The organism is Sulfitobacter sp. D7, from assembly GCF_003611275.1.
Classification (GTDB): domain Bacteria; phylum Pseudomonadota; class Alphaproteobacteria; order Rhodobacterales; family Rhodobacteraceae; genus Sulfitobacter; species Sulfitobacter profundi.
Genome location: NZ_CP020694.1, coordinates 1,040,653 through 1,065,334, shown reverse-complemented (window position 1 = coordinate 1,065,334; position 24,682 = coordinate 1,040,653). Strand labels below are relative to the sequence as shown.

The 24,682-nt window shown below is 61.9% G+C and carries 26 protein-coding genes; 11 read left to right on the top strand and 15 right to left on the bottom strand.

From position 1 onward, the window contains the following. Window position 1: 1 nt before the first annotated feature. From B5M07_RS05085 to B5M07_RS05070, 4 genes are all read left to right on the top strand, one after another. Window positions 2–1,162: an ABC transporter permease gene (locus B5M07_RS05085; RefSeq protein ID WP_067916375.1), complete on the top strand. Its 1,161-nt coding sequence runs from the start codon at window positions 2–4 to the stop codon at window positions 1,160–1,162. Between the two features lie 35 nt (window positions 1,163–1,197). Then, window positions 1,198–2,166, top strand: coding sequence for an ABC transporter permease (locus B5M07_RS05080; RefSeq protein WP_120350493.1), 969 nt, complete (start codon window positions 1,198–1,200; stop codon window positions 2,164–2,166). 114 nt (window positions 2,167–2,280) lie between these two features. Next, window positions 2,281–3,195: a sulfite exporter TauE/SafE family protein gene (locus tag B5M07_RS05075; protein ID WP_120350492.1), complete on the top strand. Its 915-nt coding sequence runs from the start codon at window positions 2,281–2,283 to the stop codon at window positions 3,193–3,195. Then, window positions 3,192–3,959 (top strand): TIGR02186 family protein, encoded by a 768-nt coding sequence (locus tag B5M07_RS05070; RefSeq protein WP_067628105.1) that lies wholly within the window; start codon window positions 3,192–3,194, stop codon window positions 3,957–3,959. The genes B5M07_RS05075 and B5M07_RS05070 overlap by 4 nt, the downstream gene beginning before the upstream one ends. Here B5M07_RS05070 and B5M07_RS05065 read toward each other — a convergent pair. From B5M07_RS05065 to B5M07_RS05045, 5 genes are all read right to left on the bottom strand, one after another. After that, window positions 3,956–5,494 (bottom strand): ATP-dependent DNA helicase, encoded by a 1,539-nt coding sequence (locus B5M07_RS05065; protein ID WP_120350491.1) that lies wholly within the window; start codon window positions 5,492–5,494, stop codon window positions 3,956–3,958. The two genes, B5M07_RS05070 and B5M07_RS05065, sit on opposite strands and share 4 nt — an antisense overlap. Before the next feature lie 80 nt (window positions 5,495–5,574). Next, complete coding sequence (locus B5M07_RS05060) at window positions 5,575–6,294, bottom strand: helix-turn-helix transcriptional regulator (protein WP_120350490.1); 720 nt, start codon at window positions 6,292–6,294, stop codon at window positions 5,575–5,577. Next, entirely contained in the window at window positions 6,242–6,448 is a 207-nt protein-coding gene (locus B5M07_RS05055; protein ID WP_120350489.1) for a hypothetical protein, read from the bottom strand. The genes B5M07_RS05060 and B5M07_RS05055 overlap by 53 nt, the downstream gene beginning before the upstream one ends. A 195-nt stretch (window positions 6,449–6,643) precedes the next feature. Then, the gene (gene ccrA, locus B5M07_RS05050) at window positions 6,644–7,924 is read right to left on the bottom strand and encodes a crotonyl-CoA carboxylase/reductase (RefSeq protein WP_067630432.1); all 1,281 of its coding nucleotides are present in this window, start codon (window positions 7,922–7,924) and stop codon (window positions 6,644–6,646) included. Between the two features lie 125 nt (window positions 7,925–8,049). Further along, the gene (locus tag B5M07_RS05045) at window positions 8,050–9,447 is read right to left on the bottom strand and encodes a 1-acyl-sn-glycerol-3-phosphate acyltransferase (protein ID WP_120350488.1); all 1,398 of its coding nucleotides are present in this window, start codon (window positions 9,445–9,447) and stop codon (window positions 8,050–8,052) included. A gap of 164 nt (window positions 9,448–9,611) precedes the next feature. Between B5M07_RS05045 and B5M07_RS05040 the strand changes: the two genes are divergently transcribed. The 3 genes from B5M07_RS05040 to deoD all read left to right on the top strand — a co-directional run bounded on the left by B5M07_RS05040 (window position 9,612) and on the right by deoD (window position 12,912). Continuing rightward, the gene (locus B5M07_RS05040) at window positions 9,612–11,579 is read left to right on the top strand and encodes a protein meaA (protein ID WP_120352154.1); all 1,968 of its coding nucleotides are present in this window, start codon (window positions 9,612–9,614) and stop codon (window positions 11,577–11,579) included. 83 nt (window positions 11,580–11,662) lie between these two features. Beyond that, window positions 11,663–12,007, top strand: a complete 345-nt coding sequence (locus B5M07_RS05035; protein ID WP_120350487.1) for an H-NS histone family protein — start codon at window positions 11,663–11,665, stop codon at window positions 12,005–12,007. Window positions 12,008–12,207: 200 nt separating this feature from the next. Next, window positions 12,208–12,912, top strand: a complete 705-nt coding sequence (gene deoD, locus B5M07_RS05030) for a purine-nucleoside phosphorylase (RefSeq protein ID WP_120350486.1) — start codon at window positions 12,208–12,210, stop codon at window positions 12,910–12,912. Between the two features lie 90 nt (window positions 12,913–13,002). Here the strand turns inward: deoD and B5M07_RS05025 are convergent, their stop codons facing one another. The 10 genes from B5M07_RS05025 to B5M07_RS04980 form a co-directional block, all read right to left on the bottom strand. Continuing rightward, complete coding sequence (locus B5M07_RS05025; protein WP_120350485.1) at window positions 13,003–14,655, bottom strand: FAD-binding dehydrogenase; 1,653 nt, start codon at window positions 14,653–14,655, stop codon at window positions 13,003–13,005. Window positions 14,656–14,709: 54 nt separating this feature from the next. Continuing rightward, the gene (locus tag B5M07_RS05020; RefSeq protein WP_067630449.1) at window positions 14,710–14,925 is read right to left on the bottom strand and encodes a hypothetical protein; all 216 of its coding nucleotides are present in this window, start codon (window positions 14,923–14,925) and stop codon (window positions 14,710–14,712) included. A gap of 42 nt (window positions 14,926–14,967) precedes the next feature. Continuing rightward, window positions 14,968–15,747 (bottom strand): succinate dehydrogenase iron-sulfur subunit, encoded by a 780-nt coding sequence (locus B5M07_RS05015; RefSeq protein ID WP_120350484.1) that lies wholly within the window; start codon window positions 15,745–15,747, stop codon window positions 14,968–14,970. A 10-nt stretch (window positions 15,748–15,757) separates the two neighbouring features. Beyond that, window positions 15,758–16,093 (bottom strand): hypothetical protein, encoded by a 336-nt coding sequence (locus B5M07_RS05010; protein ID WP_205570905.1) that lies wholly within the window; start codon window positions 16,091–16,093, stop codon window positions 15,758–15,760. Beyond that, a complete protein-coding gene (gene sdhA, locus B5M07_RS05005) occupies window positions 16,093–17,898 on the bottom strand; it encodes a succinate dehydrogenase flavoprotein subunit (RefSeq protein ID WP_120350483.1) in 1,806 nt (601 codons plus the stop codon). Before sdhA ends, B5M07_RS05010 begins: the two co-directional genes overlap by 1 nt. A gap of 29 nt (window positions 17,899–17,927) precedes the next feature. Beyond that, the gene (sdhD, locus tag B5M07_RS05000) at window positions 17,928–18,299 is read right to left on the bottom strand and encodes a succinate dehydrogenase, hydrophobic membrane anchor protein (protein WP_067630457.1); all 372 of its coding nucleotides are present in this window, start codon (window positions 18,297–18,299) and stop codon (window positions 17,928–17,930) included. A 10-nt stretch (window positions 18,300–18,309) separates the two neighbouring features. After that, window positions 18,310–18,693: a succinate dehydrogenase, cytochrome b556 subunit gene (gene sdhC / locus B5M07_RS04995; RefSeq protein ID WP_120350482.1), complete on the bottom strand. Its 384-nt coding sequence runs from the start codon at window positions 18,691–18,693 to the stop codon at window positions 18,310–18,312. Window positions 18,694–18,946: 253 nt separating this feature from the next. Further along, the gene (mdh, locus tag B5M07_RS04990; RefSeq protein WP_120352152.1) at window positions 18,947–19,909 is read right to left on the bottom strand and encodes a malate dehydrogenase; all 963 of its coding nucleotides are present in this window, start codon (window positions 19,907–19,909) and stop codon (window positions 18,947–18,949) included. Between the two features lie 154 nt (window positions 19,910–20,063). After that, window positions 20,064–21,149, bottom strand: coding sequence for a PRC-barrel domain-containing protein (locus tag B5M07_RS04985; RefSeq protein ID WP_120350481.1), 1,086 nt, complete (start codon window positions 21,147–21,149; stop codon window positions 20,064–20,066). Window positions 21,150–21,315: 166 nt separating this feature from the next. After that, a complete protein-coding gene (locus B5M07_RS04980; protein ID WP_067940269.1) occupies window positions 21,316–21,642 on the bottom strand; it encodes a hypothetical protein in 327 nt (108 codons plus the stop codon). Window positions 21,643–21,944: 302 nt separating this feature from the next. On the opposite strand from B5M07_RS04980, the gene B5M07_RS04975 reads away from it, so the two are divergent. The 4 genes from B5M07_RS04975 to B5M07_RS04960 are packed head-to-tail and all read left to right on the top strand — an operon-like array spanning window position 21,945 to window position 24,613. Further along, the gene (locus B5M07_RS04975) at window positions 21,945–22,811 is read left to right on the top strand and encodes an HpcH/HpaI aldolase/citrate lyase family protein (RefSeq protein ID WP_120350480.1); all 867 of its coding nucleotides are present in this window, start codon (window positions 21,945–21,947) and stop codon (window positions 22,809–22,811) included. Next, complete coding sequence (locus B5M07_RS04970) at window positions 22,808–23,365, top strand: NnrU family protein (RefSeq protein WP_120350479.1); 558 nt, start codon at window positions 22,808–22,810, stop codon at window positions 23,363–23,365. Before B5M07_RS04975 ends, B5M07_RS04970 begins: the two co-directional genes overlap by 4 nt. A 13-nt stretch (window positions 23,366–23,378) precedes the next feature. Beyond that, entirely contained in the window at window positions 23,379–23,582 is a 204-nt protein-coding gene (locus B5M07_RS04965) for a DUF1737 domain-containing protein (RefSeq protein WP_067630476.1), read from the top strand. Beyond that, complete coding sequence (locus B5M07_RS04960; protein ID WP_120350478.1) at window positions 23,582–24,613, top strand: MaoC family dehydratase; 1,032 nt, start codon at window positions 23,582–23,584, stop codon at window positions 24,611–24,613. The genes B5M07_RS04965 and B5M07_RS04960 overlap by 1 nt, the downstream gene beginning before the upstream one ends. The last annotated feature ends 69 nt before the right edge of the window (window positions 24,614–24,682 follow it).

Genomic DNA, 24,682 nt, shown 5'->3' with positions numbered 1-24,682 from the left:
AATGGACGTGATGCCAAAATGGGCCGAGGTGATCCTCGTGCCGCTGATCTCTTTGTTGCTGGCCGCCCTGCTCTCGGCGCTGGTGATCCTTGCCATCGGTGAAGACCCGATTGCCGCCGTGACACTGATGGTCAAAGGCGCGCTCGGCTCGACCTATGGCTGGGGCTACACACTTTATTACGCGACCAACTTCATCTTCACCGGGCTTGCCGTTGCCGTGGCCTTTCACGCGCGGCTGTTCAACATCGGGGGCGAAGGTCAGGCAATGCTGGGCGGTTTGGGCGTCGCCATTGCCGCGCTCTATATCCCTTGGCCGCATTGGACGCTGGCGCTGATCGGCTGCGGTGTGATGGCCGGGCTTTTGGGCGCGATCTGGGCCGCGATCCCCGGCTGGTTGCAAGCCAAACGCGGCAGCCACGTCGTGATCACCACGATCATGTTCAACTTTATCGCCGCCGCCTTGCTGAACTATGTGTTGGTCAACGTCATGCGCCCGCCCGGCAGCATGGACCCGGCCAGCGCGCGCTTTCCCGAGGCCGTGCATCTGCCCACGTTGCATGAATTGCTGGCCCCGCTTGGCATTGCCTTTTCCAAGTCCGCCCCCGCCAACGTCTCACTGCTCGTCGCCACCGCGGCCTGTATCGTGGTCTGGCTGCTGATCTGGCGCACCCGTCTGGGCTATGAAATCCGCGCCTATGGCCATTCTCAACCTGCCGCCAAATACGCGGGCATCTCGCCCGTGCGCATCACCATGGTCACGATGATCATCTCGGGCGCGCTGGCGGGGCTGATGGCGATCAACAACGTCATGGGCGAAAGCGAACGTCTGGTGCTGAACGCCACCGAGGGCGCAGGCTTTATCGGCATCGCCGTGGCGCTGATGGGCCGCAGCCACCCGGTTGGCGTCTTCTTTGCAGCGCTGCTCTTTGGTTTCCTCTATCAAGGTGGTGCCGAACTGGCCCTCTGGACCTCGATCCCGCGCGAATTGATCGTCGTGATCCAAGCGCTGGTGATCCTCTTCACCGGCGCGCTCGACAATATGGTGCGGATGCCGCTGGAGCGTCTTTTCCTGATGTTCCGCCGCCCCGGCCCCCCTGCCAATTCCGCTGACAGCGAGCCCAAACCCGGCCCCCGCAGCGCCCAGTCGGAGAGCGCGGAATGAGCCCCTATACCCCCCTGAGAAAGCGGGTCTGACCTATGGACTATATCACGCTCATCCAATTGCTCGACAGCACCGTTCGGCTGGCCACGCCGCTGCTTTTGGCCTGTCTTGCCGGTCTTTTCTCCGAACGCGCGGGCGTCTTTGACATCGGGCTTGAGGGCAAGATGCTGGCGGCGGCGTTCTTTTCCGCCGCGGTGGCATCGCTCACCGGGTCGGTCTGGCTTGGCCTTGCGGCGGGCATCGCCTCTTCGCTGGCACTCAGCGCTGTCCACGGGCTGGCCTCGATCACCTTCCGTGGCAACCAGCTCATTTCTGGCGTGGCGATCAACTTTCTCGCCGCGGGCATGACGGTGCTGATTGCCCAAGACTGGTTCGCCCAAGGCGGCCGCACACCCTCGCTCTTTGGCGGCGCACGGTTCGAGCCGATCACCCTGCCCTTTGCCGAGGCCGTGGCCGACGTGCCCTTCATCGGCCCCTTCTACGAAGAGCTGATCTCGGGCCATTCGATCCTTGTCTATGCCGCCTTCCTCGCCGTGCCGCTGACATGGTGGATCCTGTTCCGCACCCGCTTTGGCCTGCGCCTCCGGGCGGTGGGTGAAAACCCTGCCGCCGTGGACACCGCTGGCGTCTCGGTCGTCGGTCTGCGCTATGCCGCCGTGGCCATTGCCGGGCTGCTCTGTGGCGTGGCTGGGGCCTACCTCAGCACCGCGCTGCAGGCGGGCTTCGTCAAAGACATGTCGGCGGGCCGTGGCTTTATCGCGCTGGCCGCGCTGATCTTTGCCAAGTGGCGCCCTTGGTACGCGCTCTGGGCCACGCTGCTCTTTGGCCTTTTCGGCGCGCTGGAAACCCGGCCTGACGTGATTCAGTCGGTCATCGGCATCAAGGTGCAGGGCCAGCTTCTGGGCGCACTACCCTATCTGATGACGGTGGTGATCCTCGCAGGCTTCGTCGGCAAGGCGATCCCGCCCCGCGCGGGCGGCGAACCCTATGTGAAAGAACGCTGACATCCCCCTCCGGCCCTTGCACCCGAGGGCCGGATCGGCGCAACCTATCTCAGTGGTCGCCTCATCGCGGCAAGCTATGTTGAAAAGCGCGGCCGTTCGGGGCTAGGAAACGTCATGCAAATCTACCTGCCCATCGCCGAAGTTTCGGTTAACGCCTTTCTCCTTCTGGGATTGGGCGGCATTGTGGGCATCCTGTCGGGCATGTTCGGCGTCGGCGGCGGGTTTCTGATCACGCCGCTTTTGTTCTTTGTGGGCATCCCCCCTGCCGTGGCCGTGGCCACCTCGACCAACCAGATCGTCGCGTCGTCTTTTTCGGCCCTGCTGGCGCATCTCAAACGGCGCACGGTGGATTTCCGAATGGGCTGGGTCCTGCTGGCCGGGGGTCTTGTCGGCTCGGGCATCGGCATGTTCATCTTTAACTACCTGAAATCGCTGGGTCAGGTCGATCTGCTGGTGACCCTTTGCTACGTGATCTTTCTGGGCATCATCGGCGGGCTGATGTTCTTTGAATCGCTCCGCGCGATCCGCCGCACCCGCAAGGGCGGGCGCGTGCAGCGCAAGAAACACTACTGGGTCCACGGCCTGCCAATCAAAATGCGGTTTCGGGTATCGGGGCTTTATATCTCGGTGATCCCCCCGGTGCTTGTCGGCGCGGCGGTTGGGATGCTCTCGGCCATCATGGGCGTCGGTGGCGGCTTCATTATGGTGCCCGCGATGATCTACCTGCTTGGCATGCCCACCAAAGTGGTGATCGGCACCTCGCTGTTGCAGATCATTTTCGTGACCGGTTTCACCACCATGCTGCACGCCACCACCAACCAGACGGTCGACATCGTGCTGGCGGTGCTCTTGCTGGTCGGCGGGGTGCTGGGCGCGCAGGTTGGCACACGGATCGGCGTGCGGATGCAGGCCGAACAGTTGCGCATCTTGCTGGCGGTGCTGGTCCTCGCGGTCTGCGGCAAGCTGGCGCTTGATCTGCTGCTGGAACCGTCCGAGCTTTATTCCCTCAGCCCGGTGGCGGCAGAATGATCCGCGCAGTTCTCGCATTCGCTGGCCTGATGTTCACCGCGCTCACCGCCGCGGCGGAAGAGGAGATCGTGCTGGGCCTCAGCCAAGCCGAAGTCTCCATCACCACCAATTTCGACGGGTCTGAGATCCTCGTCTACGGCGCTGTCAAACGTGAAACCCCGATCCCCGAAGGCGCGCCGCTTGAGGTGGTCGTCACCGTCTCTGGCCCCTCGACCCCGATCATGGTGCGGCGCAAGGAACGGCGCTTTGGCATCTGGGTCAACACCGACGCAGTTGAGGTCGACCGCGCGCCGAGTTTCTATGCCGTGGTCACCTCTGGTCCGCTGTCCGAAGTGCTCAAACGCATCGAAGACCTGCGCCACCGCATTTCCATCCCCCGCGCCATCCGCTCTGTCGGCGCCCCGATGGAGATCGCGGACCCGACCCAGTTCACCGATGCGCTGATCCGCGTGCGCAAGGATGCCAACCTCTACCAAGTCATCGAAGACGGCGTGAAGGTCGATGAACAGACCCTCTTTCGCGCCGCCGTGGCCCTGCCTGCCTCGCTCACCGAGGGCGCCTATGACACGCGGATTTTCCTGACCCGTGGCGGCGATGTGGTGGCGCAATATGAGACGGTGATCGACGTGCGCAAAGTCGGGATGGAACGGTGGCTGTTCAACCTCGCCCATGAGCAGGCGTTTATCTACGGGCTGCTGTCGCTCTTTATCGCCATTTCTGCGGGCTGGGGCGCCTCTGCCGTCTTCGGGTTGCTGCGCCGCTAAGCCGCGCCATCCTCGGTCGCCTCAAGCGTCAGCGCGGCTGCCGGGGCGGCACGCAGATCGTCGACGCGCAGCGGGCCGGATGGTTTGCTTAGGCGGTTGCGCACCACCCAAATCAACCGCTCCTGCGCGCGGGTGATGGCGACATAGGCAAGCCGTTTCCACAGCGGTTGCCCGGCCTCAGAGCGCCCCATCCGCGCGGCCGCATAAAGATCGGGCGCAAAGACCTGCACGTTCTCCCACTGGCTTCCCTGCGCCTTGTGGATCGTCACAGCAGCGCCGTGCAGAAACGTGGCCCCCATACGCGCGGCGAAGGGAATAAAGGGCTCTTCCTCATCCGGTTTTTCGATTTTCACGATCGACGCGGCACTTACCTGCGGGTCTTCGGCACCGATGACGTGCAACCTGCTGAACCCCGGCTTACGCCCCTCGCCCAGATAGACCACCTGCGCGCCCTTGATCAGGCCGCGCGCTTCTAGGTCGAGGCGTTTCTTGCGGTGCTTCAACGGCAGTTCGATCCCGTCGCAGATCAGCGGCTCGCCTGCCAACAGCGCATCTTCGGGGGCGCCATGCACGGCGCGGAAGGCGTTGATCAACCGAATGCGCGTGGCGTTGCGCCAGACCAGCACGGGGCTGCGCGCCATCAGATCAACCTCAACCCGCTGGCCCCAAACCACGCGATCATCCTTGCGTGCCGCGTCTTCGATCATCCGCTCGAAGTCATGAAACTCCAGCTGCGGGTCGGCCAGCGCATGGGCCAGATCAAGGATCGGATTGTCAGCTTGCTGTCGGTGGATACGGTTGAGGTTCAACACCCGCTTTTCGGGCAGTTTTTCAAACACCATCGTGCCGGATTGCCCCACCGGGGCCAACTGCGCCGGATCGCCGAACAGAAGCAGCGTCGGGAAAATCTCTTTCAGGTCCTCGAACTGTTTGTCATCCAGCATCGAGCTTTCGTCGACAAAACCGATATCCAGCGGGTCTTCGCGCCGCTTCCAGCCGGTGATGAAATCACTGCCCCGCAAGCCTGCCGCCGCCAGCGCACCGGGCACGGATTTGTTGTTCGCGAAAAACGCCGCTGCCCGGTCGAGCGCGACTTCGCTTAGTCCTTCGATGTCCGGCTTTTCGCCGTTCCCGGTCAGCCATTCCGCGATGCGCTCGTATTCAGGGTGGTAAACCGGCGTGTAAAGAATACGGTGGATCGTCGTCGCGGGCACGCCGCGCAGACGCAAAACGCTGGCCGCTTTATTGGTCGGCGCAAGGATCGCCAGCGTGCGTTTCTCGCGTTTCTTGCGCGATTCGTAATCGCCGGAGACGATATCGACACCCGCCGCTTCCAAGGCACGATAAAGCTCGGCCAGCAGCAGCGTTTTGCCCGATCCGGCCTTGCCGGTCACCGCCATCACCTGATCCGGCCCGCCCGCAGGCGGCATCAGCAATGAATCGTCCAGATCAATGCCCGCAGAGCGCAGCATCTCGGCCACCTTGTCATGGGCAGCGGCTTGGTCTTCGGAGTAGGTGAGCGCGGTAGATGTCATTGGGCGACCCTAATTGAGCCCCGCGCCGGGGGCCAGATCGCTTTGCCCTGCCCGCCCGCGATTCACGCGAATTATCCACCTCAGACGACGATCAGCCCCCGGCTGAGCGCGCGTGCGACGGCATGGGTCGTGTTCGATGCGCCCAGTTTGAACCGCGCGCTTTCCACATAGGCCCGCAGCGTGTGTTCCGAGATCGACAACCGGTCGGCCACCTGCGCGCGGCTATAGCCCACCGCCAACAGCGTCATCGCATCGACCTCACGGGGGGACAGCGCCTGCACTGCGCAGGGCGCACGGTCCGGGGCCAGTGCCAATGCCTTCTCGTTGAAACAATGCGCCGCCCAGATCAGATCGCGCCGGTGCCGCGCGGTGAAGGCGGCCCAGACCCCATCTGTGCAACTATGGTTCGTGGTAAACAGCGCAAATTGCCCATGCGGCCCCCGGATCGGGACCGAGAAACCCTGATTGCCGACCCCGTGGTCCAAGGCATCCCGGTGGAACTGCCGCGCCGCGCGAGAGGACCAATCGAGGTCTTTCCAGTCCACCGGTTCAAACCGGCGATAGCAGCCCGCGACAACCGGATCGATGCGGAGGTAGTTGTGCGCCTGATAGCGCTCGGACCAGAGCGGCCCGTAGGTGCCGCAGCCATATTGCACGCCCGCCGTGTCGACCCAGTGATAGACCACATGCAAAATGCCGTAGTGATCGCGCAGGTCTTCGCAGGCTTGGCCAAGTTCGGGCTGGCCGTCAGCCTGTGCCAGCCTTTCCCAAATGCGTTCCAGATGCGGCTCTATCCTCATGCGTCCGGCCTATGGCCCTTTCGCGTTGCAAGGACATCTCGGCCAGAGCGATAAGCGCCGCGTCGTCCAACTGTTCCGCCGTGCGCGGCAGTTGGTTCGCCATGGCAAAAGCCCTGAGATCGGCCAATACGTCCAATATCCAATCATCTTGCATGAGGGTCGCCCAGCTTTGGTTAATGGCAGATTAATACAACCATAGCATGTGCACGATTTCGCACCATCCGCGCTTTTCGTCCCCCCAGAAATGGCGGGGTTGGCTGCGGTAAGTCTTTGTTCTGGTTGCGGACAAACGAAAAACCCCCGCGGCCGGGGCCACGGGGGGGATCTTGTCTCAGACTATCGGTATCGCTCAGTCGCGCGCCATCACCGTGTCTTCGAGTGTGCGCAGTCCGGTCGTGGGGGCCTGCACCAGCACCGACATATTGCCCGGCTTATGCTCATTGCGCATCATCTTCATATGCGCCTCGGGCAAATCGGCCCAGCTAAAGACTTCGGACATGCAGGGATCAAGACGGCGTTCCATCATCAACTTATTCGCCGCGCTCGCCTGTTTCAGATGGGCAAAGTGGCTGCCCTGCAAACGCTTCTGGTGCATCCACATATAGCGCACATCGAAGGTCAGGTTAAAGCCGCTCGTCCCGGCACAGATCACCACCATGCCGCCCTTTTTGACCACGAAGGTCGAAACTGGGAAAGTCGCCTCGCCGGGGTGTTCGAACACCATATCGACGTTCACGCCTTTGCCGGTGATGTCCCAGATCGCCTTGCCGAACTTGCGGGCCTCTTTGAACCACTCGTTATATTCCGGCGTGTTCACCGTGGGCAGCTGGCCCCAGCAGTTGAAATCCTTGCGGTTCAACACGCCCTTGGCGCCCAGGTCCATCACGAACTGCCGCTTGCTCTCGTCCGAGATCACGCCGATCGCATTGGCGCCTGCGGTGTTGATGAGCTGGATCGCATAGGAGCCAAGGCCGCCCGACGCACCCCAGACCAGCACGTTCTGGCCGGGCTTCAGGTCATGCGGCTCGTGACCGAAAAGCATCCGGTAGGCGGTGGCCAGCGTCAGCGTGTAACAGGCACTTTCTTCCCATGTCAGGTGCTTGGGGCGCGGCATAAGCTGCTGGCTCTGCACGCGGGTGAACTGAGAGAACGACCCATCGGGCGTCTCATAGCCCCAGATGCGCTGGCTGGACGAATACATCGGGTCGCCGCCGTTGCATTCCTCATCGTCGCCATCGTCTTGGTTGCAGTGGATCACCACCTCGTCGCCGACTTTCCAGCGGGTCACCTTGTCGCCCACCGCCCAGACGATGCCAGAGGCGTCGGAACCTGCGATGTGATAGGGCTCACCATGGCCGTCAAAGGGGCTGATCGGCACGCCGCGCGCGGCCCAGACACCGTTGTAGTTGATGCCCGCCGCCATGACCAAGACCAGCACGTCCTGACTGTCGAGCTGGGGCACATCGACGACTTCCTGCAGCATTGCGCTATCCGGGTCGCCGTGCCGCTCGCGGCGAATGGCCCAAGCATACATCTGTTTCGGGACATGACCCATCGGGGGCATTTCACCCACTTCATACAGGTCTTTTTGCGGGGCGTCATAGTCGGCGTGTTTCGTATCCAGTGCCATGTGGGCCTCCTGCCGGTGATCGGTATCTACAAGGTCTGTGCCGCACTGCAGAATCGCGGCGGCTCCCCTTTGGGATATGACCCACCGCGCAACATTGCAACCCCCACACGTCCACTTTTGTAATTTTATGACCCAGCAGACGCAGCAATTTCTGCCGCAGGTGCAGCATCCTCACTGGGGAAATGCGCAATGGAATTCGCATAGAAGGCCAAAACAGGTTCCTGCCCTGCCGCGATTTGCAGCCCCTGCGCGTCTTCGGAAATGACGCCACGTTTCTTAAGGCGGGCCGTGGCGCGGGCGACGCGGTCCGGCAGAACGTCGGGCTTGGGCACGCGGTTGCGCAGCGGCATCTGTTCAAGCGTGGCGGCCACTTTCGCCAGCAATTCCGCCTCGCTCAATGGCCCTTTCGCCTGCAGCATCACCCGCGCAATCAGCGGTACGGTTAACACAGGCATGGCCTGCGCGATCCGGTCCATCAGCATCTCCGACAGATCCGAGACCGGCACATCCGCCCCCGTGCGGCGCAGAGAAAGCGGATCACCAAAGGTTACCGCCGCCGTGCCAAAGCGCGTGTCCCGCCCGCGCATCCGCCGCCAAATCTTGCGCAGCACAAAGCCCACCACCACCGTGATCCGCGCGCCAAAACGCCGGTCGCCGCGCTCTCCGGCGGCGATCAACACGCGATCTTCTAGGATCCGGTCATAGTTAATCGCCACGGGCACAAAGATGATGTCACGCTCCCCTTCGGGGTCGAACCCCTCCACCACATAAGACAGCAAGCCCACCTTTGGCGGCTGCAAAGCCCCGGTGAGGCTCAGCCCCCCCTCAGGATAGAACGCCTGCGTCACCCCGCCCGTCGTCGCCATCTGCACGTAGCGCGCCAAGACCTTGCGATAGAGCGCCCCGCGCGAACGGCGCCGGATAAAGTAAGCGCCCATGGAACGGATCAGCGTGCTCAGCGGCCAGACCCGCGCCCATTCTCCCACCGCATAGCTCAGCGCCGAAGACCGCGCGGCGAGGTAGGTCACCAGCATGTAATCCATGTTCGACCGGTGGTTCATGATGAAAACCACCGTGGCATCACGCGGCAGCGCGGCGAATGTCGACTCGTTGGTCACGGCCGTCTCGACCCGGTAGACCGTGTTGGTCAACAACCGCGCCAGCCGGATGCCAAAGCTGAAATAGGCAAAGGCGGAAAACCGCGGCACGATCTCGCGCGCATATTCGCGGGCCTTTTGAAAGGCGACGTTCTCGGGCACGCCATTGCTGCGGGCGTAGTTTACGATCTCTTGGCTGACCTCCGGATCATAGATGAGGCGCTGAATCATGTCATGCCGCCGGGCCAGCTTGAAGGGCTCAATGGGCCGGGTCAGCCGCTTGTTCAGCCGCTCCACTGCCCGTTCCAGCCGTCGGCGAAAGAACCAACGCACCGAAGGCAGCAGAAAATGGCTCAGCGCCGTGACGGCTGCGAAAACCACGATGAGGATGAACAGCCAAAGGGGCAATTGCACAGTCTGCGTCATGGCTTAACCCTTACAGCGCGCAGGCGAGAGGACAATAATTATCTGTTTTCTGCCCACTGGCCGGGCGCGCGCGATGCCGCAACGCAGCGAATTGACAGAGGCATATTATTTCCCCTATCAACGTCATGACGCAACTTTATTGCCACCAGATTCAAGAGGCCAAGATGACCCAACCGCAGAAAGACCGTCCCTGGCTCATTCGCACCTATGCGGGCCATTCCACCGCCGCCGCGTCCAACGCGCTCTACCGGTCAAACTTGGAGCGCGGGCAAACCGGGCTTTCGGTGGCTTTCGACCTGCCCACCCAGACCGGCTATGACAGCGACCATGTGCTCAGCCGTGGCGAGGTTGGCAAGGTCGGCGTGCCGGTGAACCACCTCGGTGACATGCGCGCGCTTTTCGATGGCATCCCCCTTGAACAAATGAACACCTCCATGACGATCAACGCGACGGCTCCTTGGCTGCTGTCGCTCTATATCGCCGTGGCCGAAGAACAGGGCGCGGATATTTCCGCCCTGCAAGGCACGGTGCAAAACGATCTGATCAAGGAATACCTCAGCCGCGGCACCTATATCTGCCCGCCCGCGCCCTCACTCAAGATGATCGCGGATGTGGCTGAATACTGCTATACCAACGTGCCGAAATGGAACCCGATGAACGTCTGTTCCTACCACCTGCAAGAAGCAGGTGCGACGCCGGAACAGGAATTGGCCTTTGCACTTGCCACTGCCACCGCCGTGCTCGACGCGCTGAAACCGCGCGTCCCGGCAGAGGATTTTCCGAAATTGGTGGGCCGCATCTCATTCTTCGTGAACGCGGGCATCCGTTTCGTCACCGAGATGTGCAAAATGCGCGCATTTGTAGACCTTTGGGACGAGATTTGCCGCGACCGCTATGGGGTCGAAGACCCCAAATTCCGTCGTTTCCGCTATGGGGTTCAGGTCAATTCACTGGGTCTGACCGAACAACAGCCCGAGAATAACGTCTACCGTATCCTCATTGAAATGCTCGCCGTGACCCTGTCGAAAAAGGCCCGCGCCCGTGCTGTGCAATTGCCCGCGTGGAACGAAGCGCTCGGCCTGCCCCGCCCGTGGGACCAGCAATGGTCGATGCGGATGCAGCAGATCATGGCCCATGAAACCGACCTTCTGGAATTCGACGATCTTTTCGACGGCAATCCGGCGGTCGATGCCAAGGTCGAATTGCTCAAAGAAGGCGCACGCGCTGAATTGGCAAACCTCGACGGTATGGGCGGCGCGATTTCCGCGATCGATTACATGAAGGGCCGCTTGGTCGAAAGCAACGCCGACCGGCTGCGCCGCATCGAAAGCGGCGAAACAGTCGTTGTCGGTGTGAACAAATGGCAACAAGGCGCGCCCTCGCCGCTGATGACCGGCGCGGGCGATATCATGCAATCAGACCCCGGTGCCGAAGCCGACCAACTCTCCCGGCTCGACGCATGGCGCAGCGCGCGCGACGAGGGCGCCGTCAAACAGGCACTGGCCGACCTACGTGCCGCCGCCAGCGCGGGCGACAATATCATGCCCGCCTCCATCGCCGCCGCCAAGGCGGGCGTCACCACCGGCGAATGGGCCGCGCAGATGCGTGCCGTTCACGGGGAATATCGTGGCCCCACAGGGGTTTCCGCAGGCCAGTCCAACAAGACCGAAGGTCTGGACGACCTGCGCGACGCGGTGGATGCGGTTAGTGACAAACTGGGCCGCAGGCTGAAATTCCTCGTCGGCAAACCGGGGCTCGACGGGCACTCGAACGGGGCAGAACAGATCGCCGTCCGCGCCCGCGATTGCGGCATGGACATCAGCTATGAAGGCATCCGCCTGACGCCCGCGGAAATCGTCGAAGCCGCGCAGACGGAAGCCGCCCATGTGGTCGGCTTGTCGATCCTCTCGGGCTCGCATGTGCCATTGGTCGAAGACCTGATGCAGCGCATGACCGAGGCAGGGATGAACCATATCCCGGTCATCGTCGGCGGCATCATTCCCGAGGCTGACGCAACACGTTTGCGCGCTGCCGGAGTGGCGCAGGTCTATACCCCGAAAGATTTCGAATTGAACGTGATCATGGAAGATATCATTGCGCTTGCCGACCCCAAAGCGGTGGCCGCAGAATAGGCTGACACAAAATACAACGTGCAATTAACCAATTGGATCTATAATTCCCCGTACCAGCACAATCTGGAAAGGAAATATCAGATATGGAAAAAGACCTGAAATCCATGAGCCGCAAGGAATTGGAGAAACTTCTGTCGGATGTCAAAAAGGCATTGCAGGCCGCGCAGGCCCGCGAACGCCGGGCGGCACGTAAGGCGGCCGAGAAGGCAGCGGCGGAATATGGCTTTTCCCTGAATGAGTTAGCTGATGAACAACCCGCACCCAAGAAGGCAAAGAAACCGCACAAAGCGGCGGCGGGCCCGAAATCGAAACCTCAGTTTTCCAACCCCGAAGACCCGTCCCAGACTTGGACCGGGAAAGGCCGTCAGCCGAATTGGTTTCGCGCCCAAGTAGAGAATGGTGCCGATCCGGAAACGATGCGGATTTAACCATCTCCCGAATTACGGGAATTTGGCGCCGCGTGAATGGAAATTCACCGGCGCCTTTTTTATTTTTGAGGGAAAGCGAATTGGGTAGCCGTCCCAATTGTCGTGCGCCCGTCCGCTTTACGTCACGCCCCCTCCCCCATCGCGGCCCTTGTGAAGCCCGCCTCGGGCAGGCAAAATGCGCCAAACATCAGGAGACAGAAATGACCGTCCATATTGGCGCGAAACCCGGCGATATCGCCGACACCGTATTGATGCCCGGCGACCCCTACCGCGCAAAATGGGCGGCAGAGACCTTTTTGGAAGGGGCCGAGTTGGTCAACGAAGTGCGCGGCATGCTGGGCTTCACCGGCACATGGCGCGGCAACCGCGTCACCATCCAAGGCTCCGGCATGGGCATGCCCTCGCTGTCGATCTACGCCAATGAGTTGATGACGGAATATGGCGCGCAAACTCTGATCCGCATCGGCTCTTGTGGGGGGATGCAGAGCCATGTCGGCATTCGCGATGTTATCATCGCGATGACCGCCAGCACCATCACCTCGCCCTCCTCCGGTATTTTCCGCGAATTAAACTACGCCCCCTGCGCCGATTGGGGCCTGCTGCGTGCCGCCGTGCAAGCGGCCGAGAAGCTGGAGGCGAAAACCCATGTCGGCGGGATCTATTCTTCGGACGTCTTTTATGCCGAACGCCCCGATCTGGACGAGCAGATGGTGCGCCACGGTATTCTGGGTGTCGAGATGGAAGCGGCGGAGCTTTACACGCTGGCCGCGCGGCACAAGCGCCGGGCACTGGCGGTCTTGACTGTGAGCGACCATTTGCAGACCGGTGAGGCGCTGCCGTCGGAAGACCGGGAGAAAAGCTTTGGTGATATGGTTGAGATTGCGCTGGAAGCGGCCTTTGCCTGACCGTCGCGTCCGCTGAGAGTGCGGACGGTATTTGAAAAAGGATGAAGAGGCGCGGCGGGGGTCGCGCCTTTTGCTTTTGTGGGGCTGGTATCAGGCGTTTTGACCGGCGAGGCGCCCGGAGTAGAGGCAGCCGCCCAGAAAGGTGCCTTCGAGGGCGTTGTAGCCGTGGTAGCCGCCGCCGCCAAAGCCGCAGACCTCCCCGGCGGCGAAGAGGCTGGGCAGGACCGTGCCTTCGGGGGTGAGCACGCGGCCTTGGAGATCGCTGTGCAGCCCGCCAAGGGATTTCCGGGTGAGGATGTTGAGGCGCACGGCGATCAGCGGGCCGTTGGCAGGGTCGAGGATAGCGTGAGGTTTGGCGGTCCGGATCAGCCGGTCGCCGCGGTAGGCGCGGGCCCCGCGGATTGCGGTGATCTGGGCATCTTTTGCAAAGGGGTTGTCCAGTTGACCATCGCGGGCTTCGATCTGGGTGCGGATGTGGTCAAGGCGGACGGGCGCCTCGGGGGTGAGCGCGTTCATCCGGGTGACAAGGGTGTCGAGGTCGTCAGCGACGATGAAGTCTGCGCCCTTGTCCTTGAACGCCTCAACTGCGGCGGTGGCGCCTTCGCCGAGGCGGGCTTTGAGCACCTCGCGCCAGCTGCCGGAGGTGAGGTCGGGGTTCTGTTCAGAGCCCGAGAGGGCGAATTCCTTTTCGATGATCTTTTGTGTGAGGATGAACCAGCTGTGCTCGCCCGCTTGAAGGATGCGGCGCAGGGTTGAGAGCGTGTCGAAACCGGGCAGGCAGGGCGCCTCCATCCGGTTGCCCTTGGCGTCGAACCACATCGACGATGGGCCGGGCAGGATGCGGATGCCGTGGTTGGGCCAGATCGGGTTCCAGTTCTGGACGCCTTCGCAATAGTGCCACATGCGGTCTTCGTTGATCAGCCCTGCCCCGGCTTTTGCGGCGATGGCGTGCATCTTGCCGTCGACGTAGTCGGGCACGCCGCTGACCATCTGGCGCGGGGCGGGGCCGAGGCGGTCGGTTGGCCAGTGTTTTCGCACCAGATCATGGTTCGCGCCGATGCCGCCGGTGGTGAGGATCACCGCTTCGGCGCTGTGTTCGAAATCGGCCTTGATGGAGCGCGAGGTGCTGTGGCCGCGTGGGGCGCTGCTGTCGTCGAGGACATCCCCCGCGACGCCCGTCACGGCGCCGTCGGTGGTGATCAGACGGGTCACCCGGTGGCGGAAGCCGAGGCGTAGTTGGCCTGTGGCGGCATGTTCCTGCATGAGCCGCGCAAAGGGGGCGACGACGCCGGTACCGGTGCCCCATGTGATGTGGAAGCGCGGGACGGAGTTGCCGTGGCCCTCTGCCCCTGCCCCACCGCGTTCGGCCCAGCCGACGACCGGGAACCAGCGCATGCCGAAACCTTGCAGCCAGTCGCGCATGTCGCCCGCGGCCCATTCGAGGAAACCCGCTGCCAGCGCGCGGGGATTGGCGTCTTCGGGCCGGTCAAATTGCGCGGACCCCATCCAATCGCGATAGGCCAGTTCCGCGCTGTCGCGGATGCCCATGCGGCGCTGCTCGGGCGTGTCGACCATGAAGAGCCCGCCAAGCGACCAGAACGCCTGTCCGCCAAGGCTTTGCGGCCCTTCCTGATCCAGCAGCAGAACCCGGCGCCCGCGCAGCACCGCTTCGTGAGCGGCCACCATGCCAGCCAAGCCCGCGCCGACCACGATCACATCTGCGTTGAAAGTCTCACTGCCCATCGCACCTCTCCCCTTTTGAAACGAGTGTGCGGCGAGTTCACGGCAAAGGCAATGTCACAGGCGCGGCGTGTCGAGCCCTTTGAGGCAGCGGTCCGGCGGGCCTTCGCTGCGGTAGGCTTCGGCCCCGCAGGCGACGCAGTGGTATTTGCGCAAAGCGCCCTTGTCGCCCGTCCGGTCTTCGCGCCAGCGGCAATCGCGCGTCGGCGCGTTGCGGCGGGCAAAGATCAGCACGATCACAAAGACGATAACGATGATGAAGGGCAGGATCATAAGATAACCAAAGGCCCGGCGCTTGGCCGGGCCTTGTTGTCTTTAGACGGTCCGTTCGACCATCAGTTTCTTGATATTGGCAATCGCAGCGGCCGGGTTCAGCCCCTTGGGGCAGGTCTTGGCGCAGTTCATGATCGTGTGGCAGCGGTAGAGCTTGAACGGGTCTTCGAGGTCATCCAGACGCTCGCCCGTGGCCTCATCCCGGCTGTCGATGATCCAACGGTAGGCGTGCAGCAGGGCGGCTGGCCCAAGGTAGCGGTCGCCGTTCCACCAGTAGCTGGGGCAGGATGTCGAGCAGCAGGCGCACATGATGCACTCGTACAAACCGTCGAGCTTGGCCCGGTCGTCGATCGACTGTTTCCACTCTTTGCGCGGCTCGGGTGTCTCGGTTTCGAGCCAAGGCTGGATTGAGGCGTGCTGGGCGTAGAAATGCGTGAGATCGGGGATCAGGTCTTTGACCACCGGCATGTGCGGCAGCGGGTAGATTTTGACCACGCCGTTGATCTCCTCCATGCCGTAGGTGCAGGCCAGCGTGTTGATGCCGTCGATGTTCATCGCGCAGGAGCCGCAGATGCCTTCGCGGCAGGAGCGGCGGAAGGTCAGCGTGGGGTCAATCTCGTTCTTGATCTTGATCAGCGCGTCGAGAATCATCGGCCCGCAATCGTCCATGTCGACGAAATAGGTGTCGAGCGCCGGGTTCTTCCCGTCATCGGGGTTCCAGCGATAGACGTGGAACTCGCGCAGGTTGGTGGCGCCCGAAGGCTTGGGCCATGTCTTGCCGCTGGTCATGCGGGAGTTTTTGGGAAGCGTCAGTTGAACCATTGTGCGTCTCCTAAAGCGTCATGCCAGCTGCAGGCGCGGCGGCCAGCAGGCAGGTGCGGGTCTCGGGGCGCGACAGGATCGTGCGCACGGTGCCCGTTGTTGTGTCGTCCACGCCGACCACGGTGGCGCGGGCCAATTCGCGCAGTTCCAGCGCGTCGGCATTGTCGATGATGCAGTCGGTGAAGGGGGTGATCAGCTGTTTTGGCACCTGTGGAAAGCGGGTGGCCAGAACTTCGGTCACCACGCCTTTTGAGGTTTGGCGGGCGGTGTCATCCACCGCCTGCTGAACTTCAACACAGCCCGAAAGAGCGAACAGCGTGGCCGCGATGAGTGCTGTGCGAACCATCAATACACCCGTGCCTTGGGGGCGATCTTCTTCATGTCGATGCCGCCTTCGGATTCGTCGGTCAGCGGATCGAGGTGCACGGCGCGGTAGGTGAGTTTCGCGTCATTGCCATCGAACCACGCCAGCGAGTGTTTGCGCCATTCGTCGTCGTTCCGATCCGGGTAGTCCTCATGCGCGTGCGCGCCACGGCTTTCTTTGCGCGCGGCGGCGGCGGTGATCGTGGCGGTGGCGTTGGGCATCAGGTTGGTCAGCTCCAGCGTCTCCATCAAATCAGAGTTCCACACGAGACTGCGGTCGGTGACATGCAGATCGTTCAGCTTGTCGGCCACTTCGATCATTTTCTCACGGCCCTCTTCCAGCGTCTTGTCGGTGCGGAAAACGGCGGCATCGGCCTGCATGGTTTTCTGCATCTCAAGGCGCAGTTCCGAGGTCGGCGTGCCGCCCTTGGCATTGCGCAGACCGTCGAAACGATCAAATGCCTTTTCCACCGATTTGAGGTTCGGCGCGGGCACCGGGCTGTCGGCGTCGACGATCTTGGCCGCGCGGATCGCGGCGGCGCGGCCAAAGACCACGAGGTCGATGAGCGAGTTCGAACCCAGACGGTTCGCACCGTGGACCGAAGCACAGCCCGCCTCGCCCACGGCCATCAGGCCGGGTGCGATGGCGTCGGGGTTGTCGGCGGTCGGGTTCAGCACTTCGCCCCAGTAGTTGGTGGGGATGCCGCCCATATTGTAGTGCACCGTCGGCAGCACCGGGATGGGCTCTTTCGTCAGGTCCACACCGGCAAAGATACGTGCGGATTCCGAGATGCCCGGCAGGCGCAGGTCCAGCGTTTCTGGTGGCAGGTGGTTCAGGTGCAGGTGGATGTGGTCTTTGTTTTCACCCACACCGCGGCCTTCGCGGATTTCCATCGTCATGCAGCGCGAGACAACGTCGCGGCTGGCGAGGTCTTTGTAGGTCGGCGCGTAGCGTTCCATGAAACGCTCGCCTTCGGAGTTGGTGAGGTACCCACCTTCGCCCCGTGCGCCTTCGGTGATCAGGCAGCCCGCACCATAGATGCCGGTGGGGTGGAACTGAACGAATTCCATATCTTGCAGCGGCAGACCCGCGCGGGCCGCCATGCCGCCACCGTCGCCGGTGCAGGTATGCGCCGAGGTCGCCGAGAAATAGGCACGGCCATAGCCGCCCGTCGCCAGCACGACCATCTTGGCGCTGAACAGGTGCATGGTGCCGTCGTCGAGCTTCCAGCAGAGCACGCCTTGGCAGACGCCGTCATCCGACATGATCAGATCGATGGCGAAATATTCGATGAAGAATTCCGCATTTTGCTTCAGCGACTGGCCGTAAAGCGTGTGCAGGATCGCGTGGCCGGTCCGGTCGGCGGCGGCACAGGTGCGCTGCACGGGGGGGCCTTCGCCAAATTCAGTGGTGTGGCCGCCGAAGGGACGCTGATAGATCTTGCCCTCTTCGGTGCGCGAGAACGGCACGCCGTAATGCTCAAGCTCGTAAACCGCCTTGGGCGCTTCGCGGGCGAGGTATTCCATCGCGTCGGTGTCGCCCAGCCAGTCAGAGCCTTTGACCGTGTCATACATATGCCACTGCCAGTTGTCGGGGCCCATATTGCTCAAGGAAGCCGCGATGCCACCCTGCGCCGCCACGGTGTGCGAACGGGTAGGGAAAACCTTGGAGATACAAGCCGTGCGCAGCCCCTGCTCCGCCATGCCCAAAGTCGCGCGCAGACCAGCACCGCCTGCCCCCACCACGACAACGTCATATTCGTGGGTTTCATATTCATATGCTGCCATTTAATCGGTCTCCCGTTTGGGCGTATTTATTACAGGGCGAGCTTGGCGATGGCGAAAACGCCGACCGCTGCTGCGCCGTAGCTGATGATGGTCATCACGATGAGGGCGACTTTGTTGGCGAGACCGTGGACATAATCCTCGATCAGCACCTGCACGCCATCATTGAAGTGTTTAAAGCCCACGATCAGCGTCAGGGCCGCCACGATGGCCGGGAAAGGCCGCGCGTAATAGGCGAGAATCTCGTCATATGTACCACCAAGCGCGCTGCCGAAGGTAAAGACGAACAGCGGGATCAGCACCAAAAGCGCCAGCGAGGACACCTTCATCGCCCAGAAATGCGCGGTGCCGGTTTTCGCCGAGCCAAGGCCGCGGGCGCGTTTGCGATCTGTCATGTATGCCATGTGTCGCTCCTCAAACGATGATGATGGTCAGGATGGTCAGCACGACCGACCCGATCAGTGCCGCGATGCCTAGCTTTTCAGCGGTCGGCACGTCGAGCATGCGGCCTGTGTCCCAGATCAGGTGTCGGATGCCGGCGAGCGTGTGATACCACAGACCCAAGAGCGACAGGGTGAACACCAGATCACCGAACCAGCTGGTCATGATCCCGTTCACGGTATCAAAATACTCAACCGACGTCGCCGCGGCGAGGAACCACCACACGATCAACAGCGCGGTGATCAACATCGCGTTGCCGGTGATCCGGGTGAGAATCGACGTCATAGAGGTCAATTGTGGGCGGTAGATCGTCAAATGCGGGGAAAGCGGGCGGTTACCCCGGTTCACATCGGCCATGGCGCGGTCCTTTGTCCTGTGCTTTGTCCTGTGCTTTGCATCTTGATAGCGGTTTTTACAGGACTGTCACGGGGAACTGCGGGGAATCTGCGAGGTTTGGCCAGTGTTTCGGTGGAAAAATGGCAGACTGATGTGGTCATGCCCACTTTTGTGATCACAGCAGATTATCGTGTGATCACAAATTCTGCATCTCCCCGGAACGAAAAAGCGCGCCCCGCTAGGGACGCGCTTTCCAATTGATATGCTCTGGCGCTTACGCGAGGCTCTCGTCGATGCCTTTGCAGGCTTCGACCAGACCTTTGACCGCGTTGACGGAGTTGTCGAACATGGTCTGTTCGTCTTTGTTCATCGAAATCTCGACCACGCGCTCAATACCACCGGCACCGATCACTGTAGGCACGCCCACATAGAAGCCATTCAAGCCGTAGGCACCGTCAACATAAGCGGCGCAAGGAAGCACGCGCTTTTGGTCTTTCAGATAGCTTTCAGCCATCTCGATTGCCGATGTCGCAGGCGCGTAGAAGGCCGAACCGGTCTTCAGCAGGCCAACGATCTCGGCGCCACCATCACGGGTGCGCTGCACAATCGCGTCGAGCTTGTCTTGCGTGGTCCAGCCCATTTTTACCAGATCGGGCAGCGGGATGCCTGCAACGGTGGAGTAGCGCACCAGCGGCACCATTGTGTCGCCGTGGCCGCCCAGAACGAAGGCAGTGACGTCTTTCATCGAGACGTTGAACTCAGTCGCGAGGAAGTGACGGAAACGCGCGCTATCAAGCACGCCTGCCATGCCGCAAACCTTGTTGTGCGGCAGACCGGAGAATTCACGCAGCGCCCACACCATCGCGTCGAGCGGGTTGGTGATGCAGATCACGAAAGCGTCGGGGGCGTGTTTGGCAATGCCCTCGCCCACGGATTTCATAACCTTGAGGTTGATGCCCAGCAGGTCATCGCGGCTCATGCCCGGCTTGCGCGCAACACCGGCGGTGACGATGCAGACATCCGCGCCTGCGATGTCGGCATAATCCTGGGTGCCCGACATGGTGGCGTCGAACTTGCCCGAGGGGCCCGACGACGCGATATCGAGAGCCTTGCCCTCGGGTGTGCCCTCGGCAATGTCAAAAAGGACGACATCGCCCAATTCCTTCAACGCTGCGAGATGGGCGAGAGTGCCGCCGATTTGCCCCGCGCCAATAAGCGCGATCTTGGGTCTGGCCATGGTCATGTCTCCGACAGAGGTTTCATTTGCGCCGGAGATACCGAAATGCACGGTCCCGTGCAAGTTGCAGCATTGAACAGCGGCTAACCCCTGCCCTCGCCACGAAAAAGGCCGCCCCGTGGGGCGGCCAATTGCTGAAACTTAAGGCGAAATATTAGTCGCCTTGGTACTCAGGCTGCGATTCCAGACGCTCTTCGGTGCTGTCGATGTAGATACGTACATCATCACCTTCGACGTTTTTCAGAACCTGCAGTTCGTCAAATGTCACGGCCACTGGCTTTTCGCCTAGACCAAGGAAGCCGCCAACGTTGATGACAACACGGTCGATCTGGCCGTTGTCGCCGATCAGCAGCGTGTCGATCTCACCTACGGTTTCGTCATTGGCACCATAGACATAGGAGCCTTCGAGGTCGTCAGCGCTCATCTGTTGGATCATGTCCGCTTCGGCAGCGGCATAGCCTTCACGCTCAACTTCGGGGCGCGGCAGCAGTTCACGCTCAACAGTTTCGTCGCCGGTGATCACGGTGGTGTTGGCATCCGCTTCGTTGACAGCTTCTTCTGTCTCAGCTTCGGCGTTCTCCATCATGGTTTCGGCTTCTTGCTCCATTTCCTCGGATTCGGCCTCTACTTCGTTGGCCATCTCTTCGGTTTCGGCTTCAAGGTTCTCGGCCGCGTTCTCGGTGTCTTGAACCATTTCCTCGGTCTCGGCCTCTACTTCATTGGCCATTTCCTCGGTTTCGGTTTCGCCGTTGGTGACGACGGTGACGTTGTCGTCAGTCTCGGTCATCGCTTCGCCTTCCATCGCTTCGCCGTCCATCATGGGGCGTTCGAATTCAGGCGCTTGCTCCAGCATCTCTTTCGAGGTGTTCACAACGAGGAAACGGTCGCCGTCTTCGTCGTTCAGGATGCGAATCTTGTCCATGGAGATGGAAACGTCACGTTCGCCCAGCCCAAGGAAACCGCCGATGCCGAGGATAACGGCAGTCACTTCGCCGTCTTTCGACAGGATGATGTCGTTGATCTCGCCGATGTCATCCCATTCCTGCTCTGCGCCATTGGCAACGGGGGTGGCCGCATCGACTTCGGCTTCAGAGTTGTAAATGCGCATGCCGATCAGGTCGGATGCAAGGAAGTCTGTTTGTTCAACAGCAACGTTGCCAAAGCCTTCGGAATGCGCTTCCGCAAAGGCTGCGCCGGTCATTGTCAGTACGATGGCCGTGGTGCTCAGAAAACGTTTCATTGTAGTACTCCTTCCAAAATTGAGCGTTAATTGCTCTTCTGGAACCACAACCCGGATGGCCCTATCCAGTTCCACTGCCACGCAAATAAATAGATCGCGCCACCTTGGCCCAGACACAGGAAAGGCGGCCAATGGCCGCCCGCGCGTTGAGTCAATATCGCCCTTTTCAGGCGTCTTCGCCCTTGGCAGGCAATGCTTCGGCCAATGCCTCAAACCCCTGCCCCGAGGCGACCAGACAGGTGATCCCATTGACCCCGGTCACCGTGATCGTCCAGCTGCCCGTTTGATCCGACGCGAAAACCTCCATCACCGCGTTGTCGCCGCCCAGCCCCATCGACTGGCGCGTTTCCCCATAACCATCGGCCAGCCGCAGCATCACATGATCGCGCGGCGCGCAGTTGCGCGGGGTCTGCGCCTCTGTCGTCGTGGCCAGCACGATTGCAGAGGCGGCGGTGAGTGCCGCGAGGTGGATAAATTTAACAAAACCTGACATAGCATCTGCCTTTGCATCAAAAGGCGTGACCCTTGGGGATGACAATGCGCGTCTTTCGCACCGGCCCTTAGGCAGCCTTGGTTGAAATGACTGCATCCGCTTTGCAAAAGGGTGCAGCAGATGCGATGCGCAAGAGACTGCGCCTCAAGCCTGAAGGACTGGTTAATCTGCCGCCCGCAAAAACAGCGCAACGGGTTCGCTGCGTCGCGGCATGTTTTGCCTTGAAGTTTTCGCACAAAAATGCCCCTCTGTGCGCAACAATGTTAGGTGGTCAATGCGCCGCCCTGCCCGAGGAGCCTTACATGACCGCCACAACCCGCCCGCTGCGTTCCGTTCTCTACATCCCCGGCTCCAAGCCCCGCGCGCTCGACAAAGCGCGCGGATTGGCCTGCGACGCGGTGATCTTCGACCTCGAAGATGCCGTCTCCCCCGAGGAAAAGGTCGCCGCCCGCGAGACATTGGCCGAGGCGCTTGCCACAGGCGGCTACGGCGCGCGGATGCGGGTGGTGCGGATCAATGGGCTGGACACCGAATGGGGCGTCAATGACGCCCGTGCCGCCGCCGCGATGAAGCCCGACGCGATTCTCTTGCCCAAGGTCGGATCCCCCGCCGATCTCGAAGCGCTGACCGAGATTGTGGGCGACATCCCGCTCTGGGCGATGATGGAAACCCCCGGTGCCATGCTCAACGCCGCCGCTATCGCCGGGCACCGCCAGTTGCAGGCCATGGTCATGGGCACCAATGATCTGGCGAAAGACCTGCAAACCCGCTTCCGCCCCGACCGCCTGCCGCTGATCACAGGGCTTGGCCTTTGCCTGCTGGCCGCCAAGGCGCATGGCGTGGCAATCATCGATGGGGTGTATAACGCCTTTAAGGACGACGACGGGCTGCAGTCCGAATGCCAACAGGGCCGTGACATGGGCTTTGACGGCAAAACGCTGATCCACCCCGCCCAGCTCGACATCGCCAACGCGGCCTTCACCCCGTCGGAAGACGAAGCCGCCCTCGCCCGCCGTCAGATCGACGCCTATGAAGAGGCACAGGCGGCGGGCCAAGGTGTGGCGGTCGTTGATGGCAAGATCGTGGAAAATCTCCATGTTGCCACCGCCCGCGAAACACTGGCAAAACTGGCGGCAATTGCAGCCATGAGCCCGGAGCCCTCGCCATGACAATCCTTATCCTCGGTCTGATCCTCTGGATCGGTGCCCATCTTTTCAAACGCCTGATGCCCGCCCAACGGGCGCAGATGGGCACCGCGGGCCGAGGCGCGGTGGCCGCCGCACTGGTCGTGGCGCTGGCCCTCATCATCTGGGGCTATCGCGCGGCGGAGTTCATGCCGGTCTGGAACCCGCCGAGTTTCCTGACGCACCTTAACAACCTTCTGATGCTGCTGGCCTTCTGGGTCTTCGGCTCAAGCGCCGCCAAGGGGGCCAAAGCGTGGCCCGCCTATAAAACCCGCCACCCGCAGCTGCTGGCCGTGAAAATCTGGGCCACTGCACACCTACTGGTGAACGGTGATCTCGCCTCGATCCTGCTCTTCGGCACCATGCTGGGCTGGGCGGTGAGCGAAGTAATCCTCATCAACCGGGCCGAGCCGGGCTGGACGCCCCCGCCCCACGCAGGCCGCGCCACCTATATCCGTCTGATCGTGATCTCCACGATCCTCTTTGTTCTCGTCGCCGGCATTCACACTTGGCTCGGCGTTATTCCCTTCCCTCATTGACCCGGAGCCTTCCATGAAAGTTTACCGCTTCCTTTCCGAAGAAGACACGTCCGCCTTTTGCCACAAGGTCACCGACGCGCTGAACAAAGGCTGGGAGCTTTACGGCACCCCGACCCAGACATGGGACCACAAGGCCGGTGTCATGCGCTGCGGCCAAGCGGTGGTGAAAGACGCCCCCGGCACCTATTCGCCCGACACCAAACTGGGCGAGCAGTGATGAGCAAGACCAACCGCGGCCGCTTTTTCGAAGACTACCAACTGGGCGAGGTGCTGCATCACGCGGTGCCCCGCACCGTCGGCGCGGGCGAACGCGCGCTCTATCACGCGCTCTACCCCGCGCGGCACGCGCTTTATTCCGCCGATAGTTTCGCCCAGTCCTGCGGGCTGAAGGCCAGCCCGCTCGACGATATGATCGCCTTTCACATCGTTTTTGGGAAAACCGTGCCTGATGTCTCGCTCAATGCCGTGGCCAATCTGGGCTATGCCCAGGGCCGCTGGCTGCGGCCCGTCTGGCCCGGTGACACGCTGCGCGCGGAAAGCGAGGTCATCGGCCTCAAGCAAAACTCCAACGGCAAGACCGGCGTCGTCTGGGTCCGCACCACCGGATTGAACCAGCATGACGAAAAGGTGCTCGACTATGTCCGCTGGGTCATGGTCCGCAAAGGCGAAATCGACGCCCCCGCGCCCGAGACCATCGTGCCCGATCTGCCCGACGCCCTGACCGTGGGACAATTGCACATCCCGCAGGGCCTCGACTTCTCCAACTACGACTTCGCCCAAGCCGGAGAGCCGCACCGCTGGGGCGACTACGCCGTGGGTGAAAAGATCGACCACTTTGACGGCGTCACGATCGAAGAGGCCGAGCACATGATGGCCACGCGCCTGTGGCAGAACACGGCCAAAGTGCATTTCGACACCTCCGCCCGCCCGGATGGGTCGCGGCTGATCTATGGCGGTCACGTGATCTCAATGGCGCGGGCGCTGTCCTTCAACGGGCTGGCCAATGCGCAGATGGTCGTGGGCCTCAACGGCGGGGCGCATGCCAACCCCTGCCTTGCCGGTGATACCATTCGCGCTTGGTCCGAAGTGCTCGACAAGGCCGAGACCTCAGCCCCCGGTGTTGGCGCTGTGCGTTTGCGGCTGGTCGCGACCAAAGGCGGCGCGCCGTTCGAACTGCGTGACGCGGCGGGCAAATACCGCCCCGAGGTTCTGCTTGACCTCGATTACTGGGCGCTCATGCCCCACTAAAGCGCTGGCCCGCCCCTTTGGCCGGGCCAGCTATCCCCCGCAATACAAGCAAAAATCAGCCGATTCGGA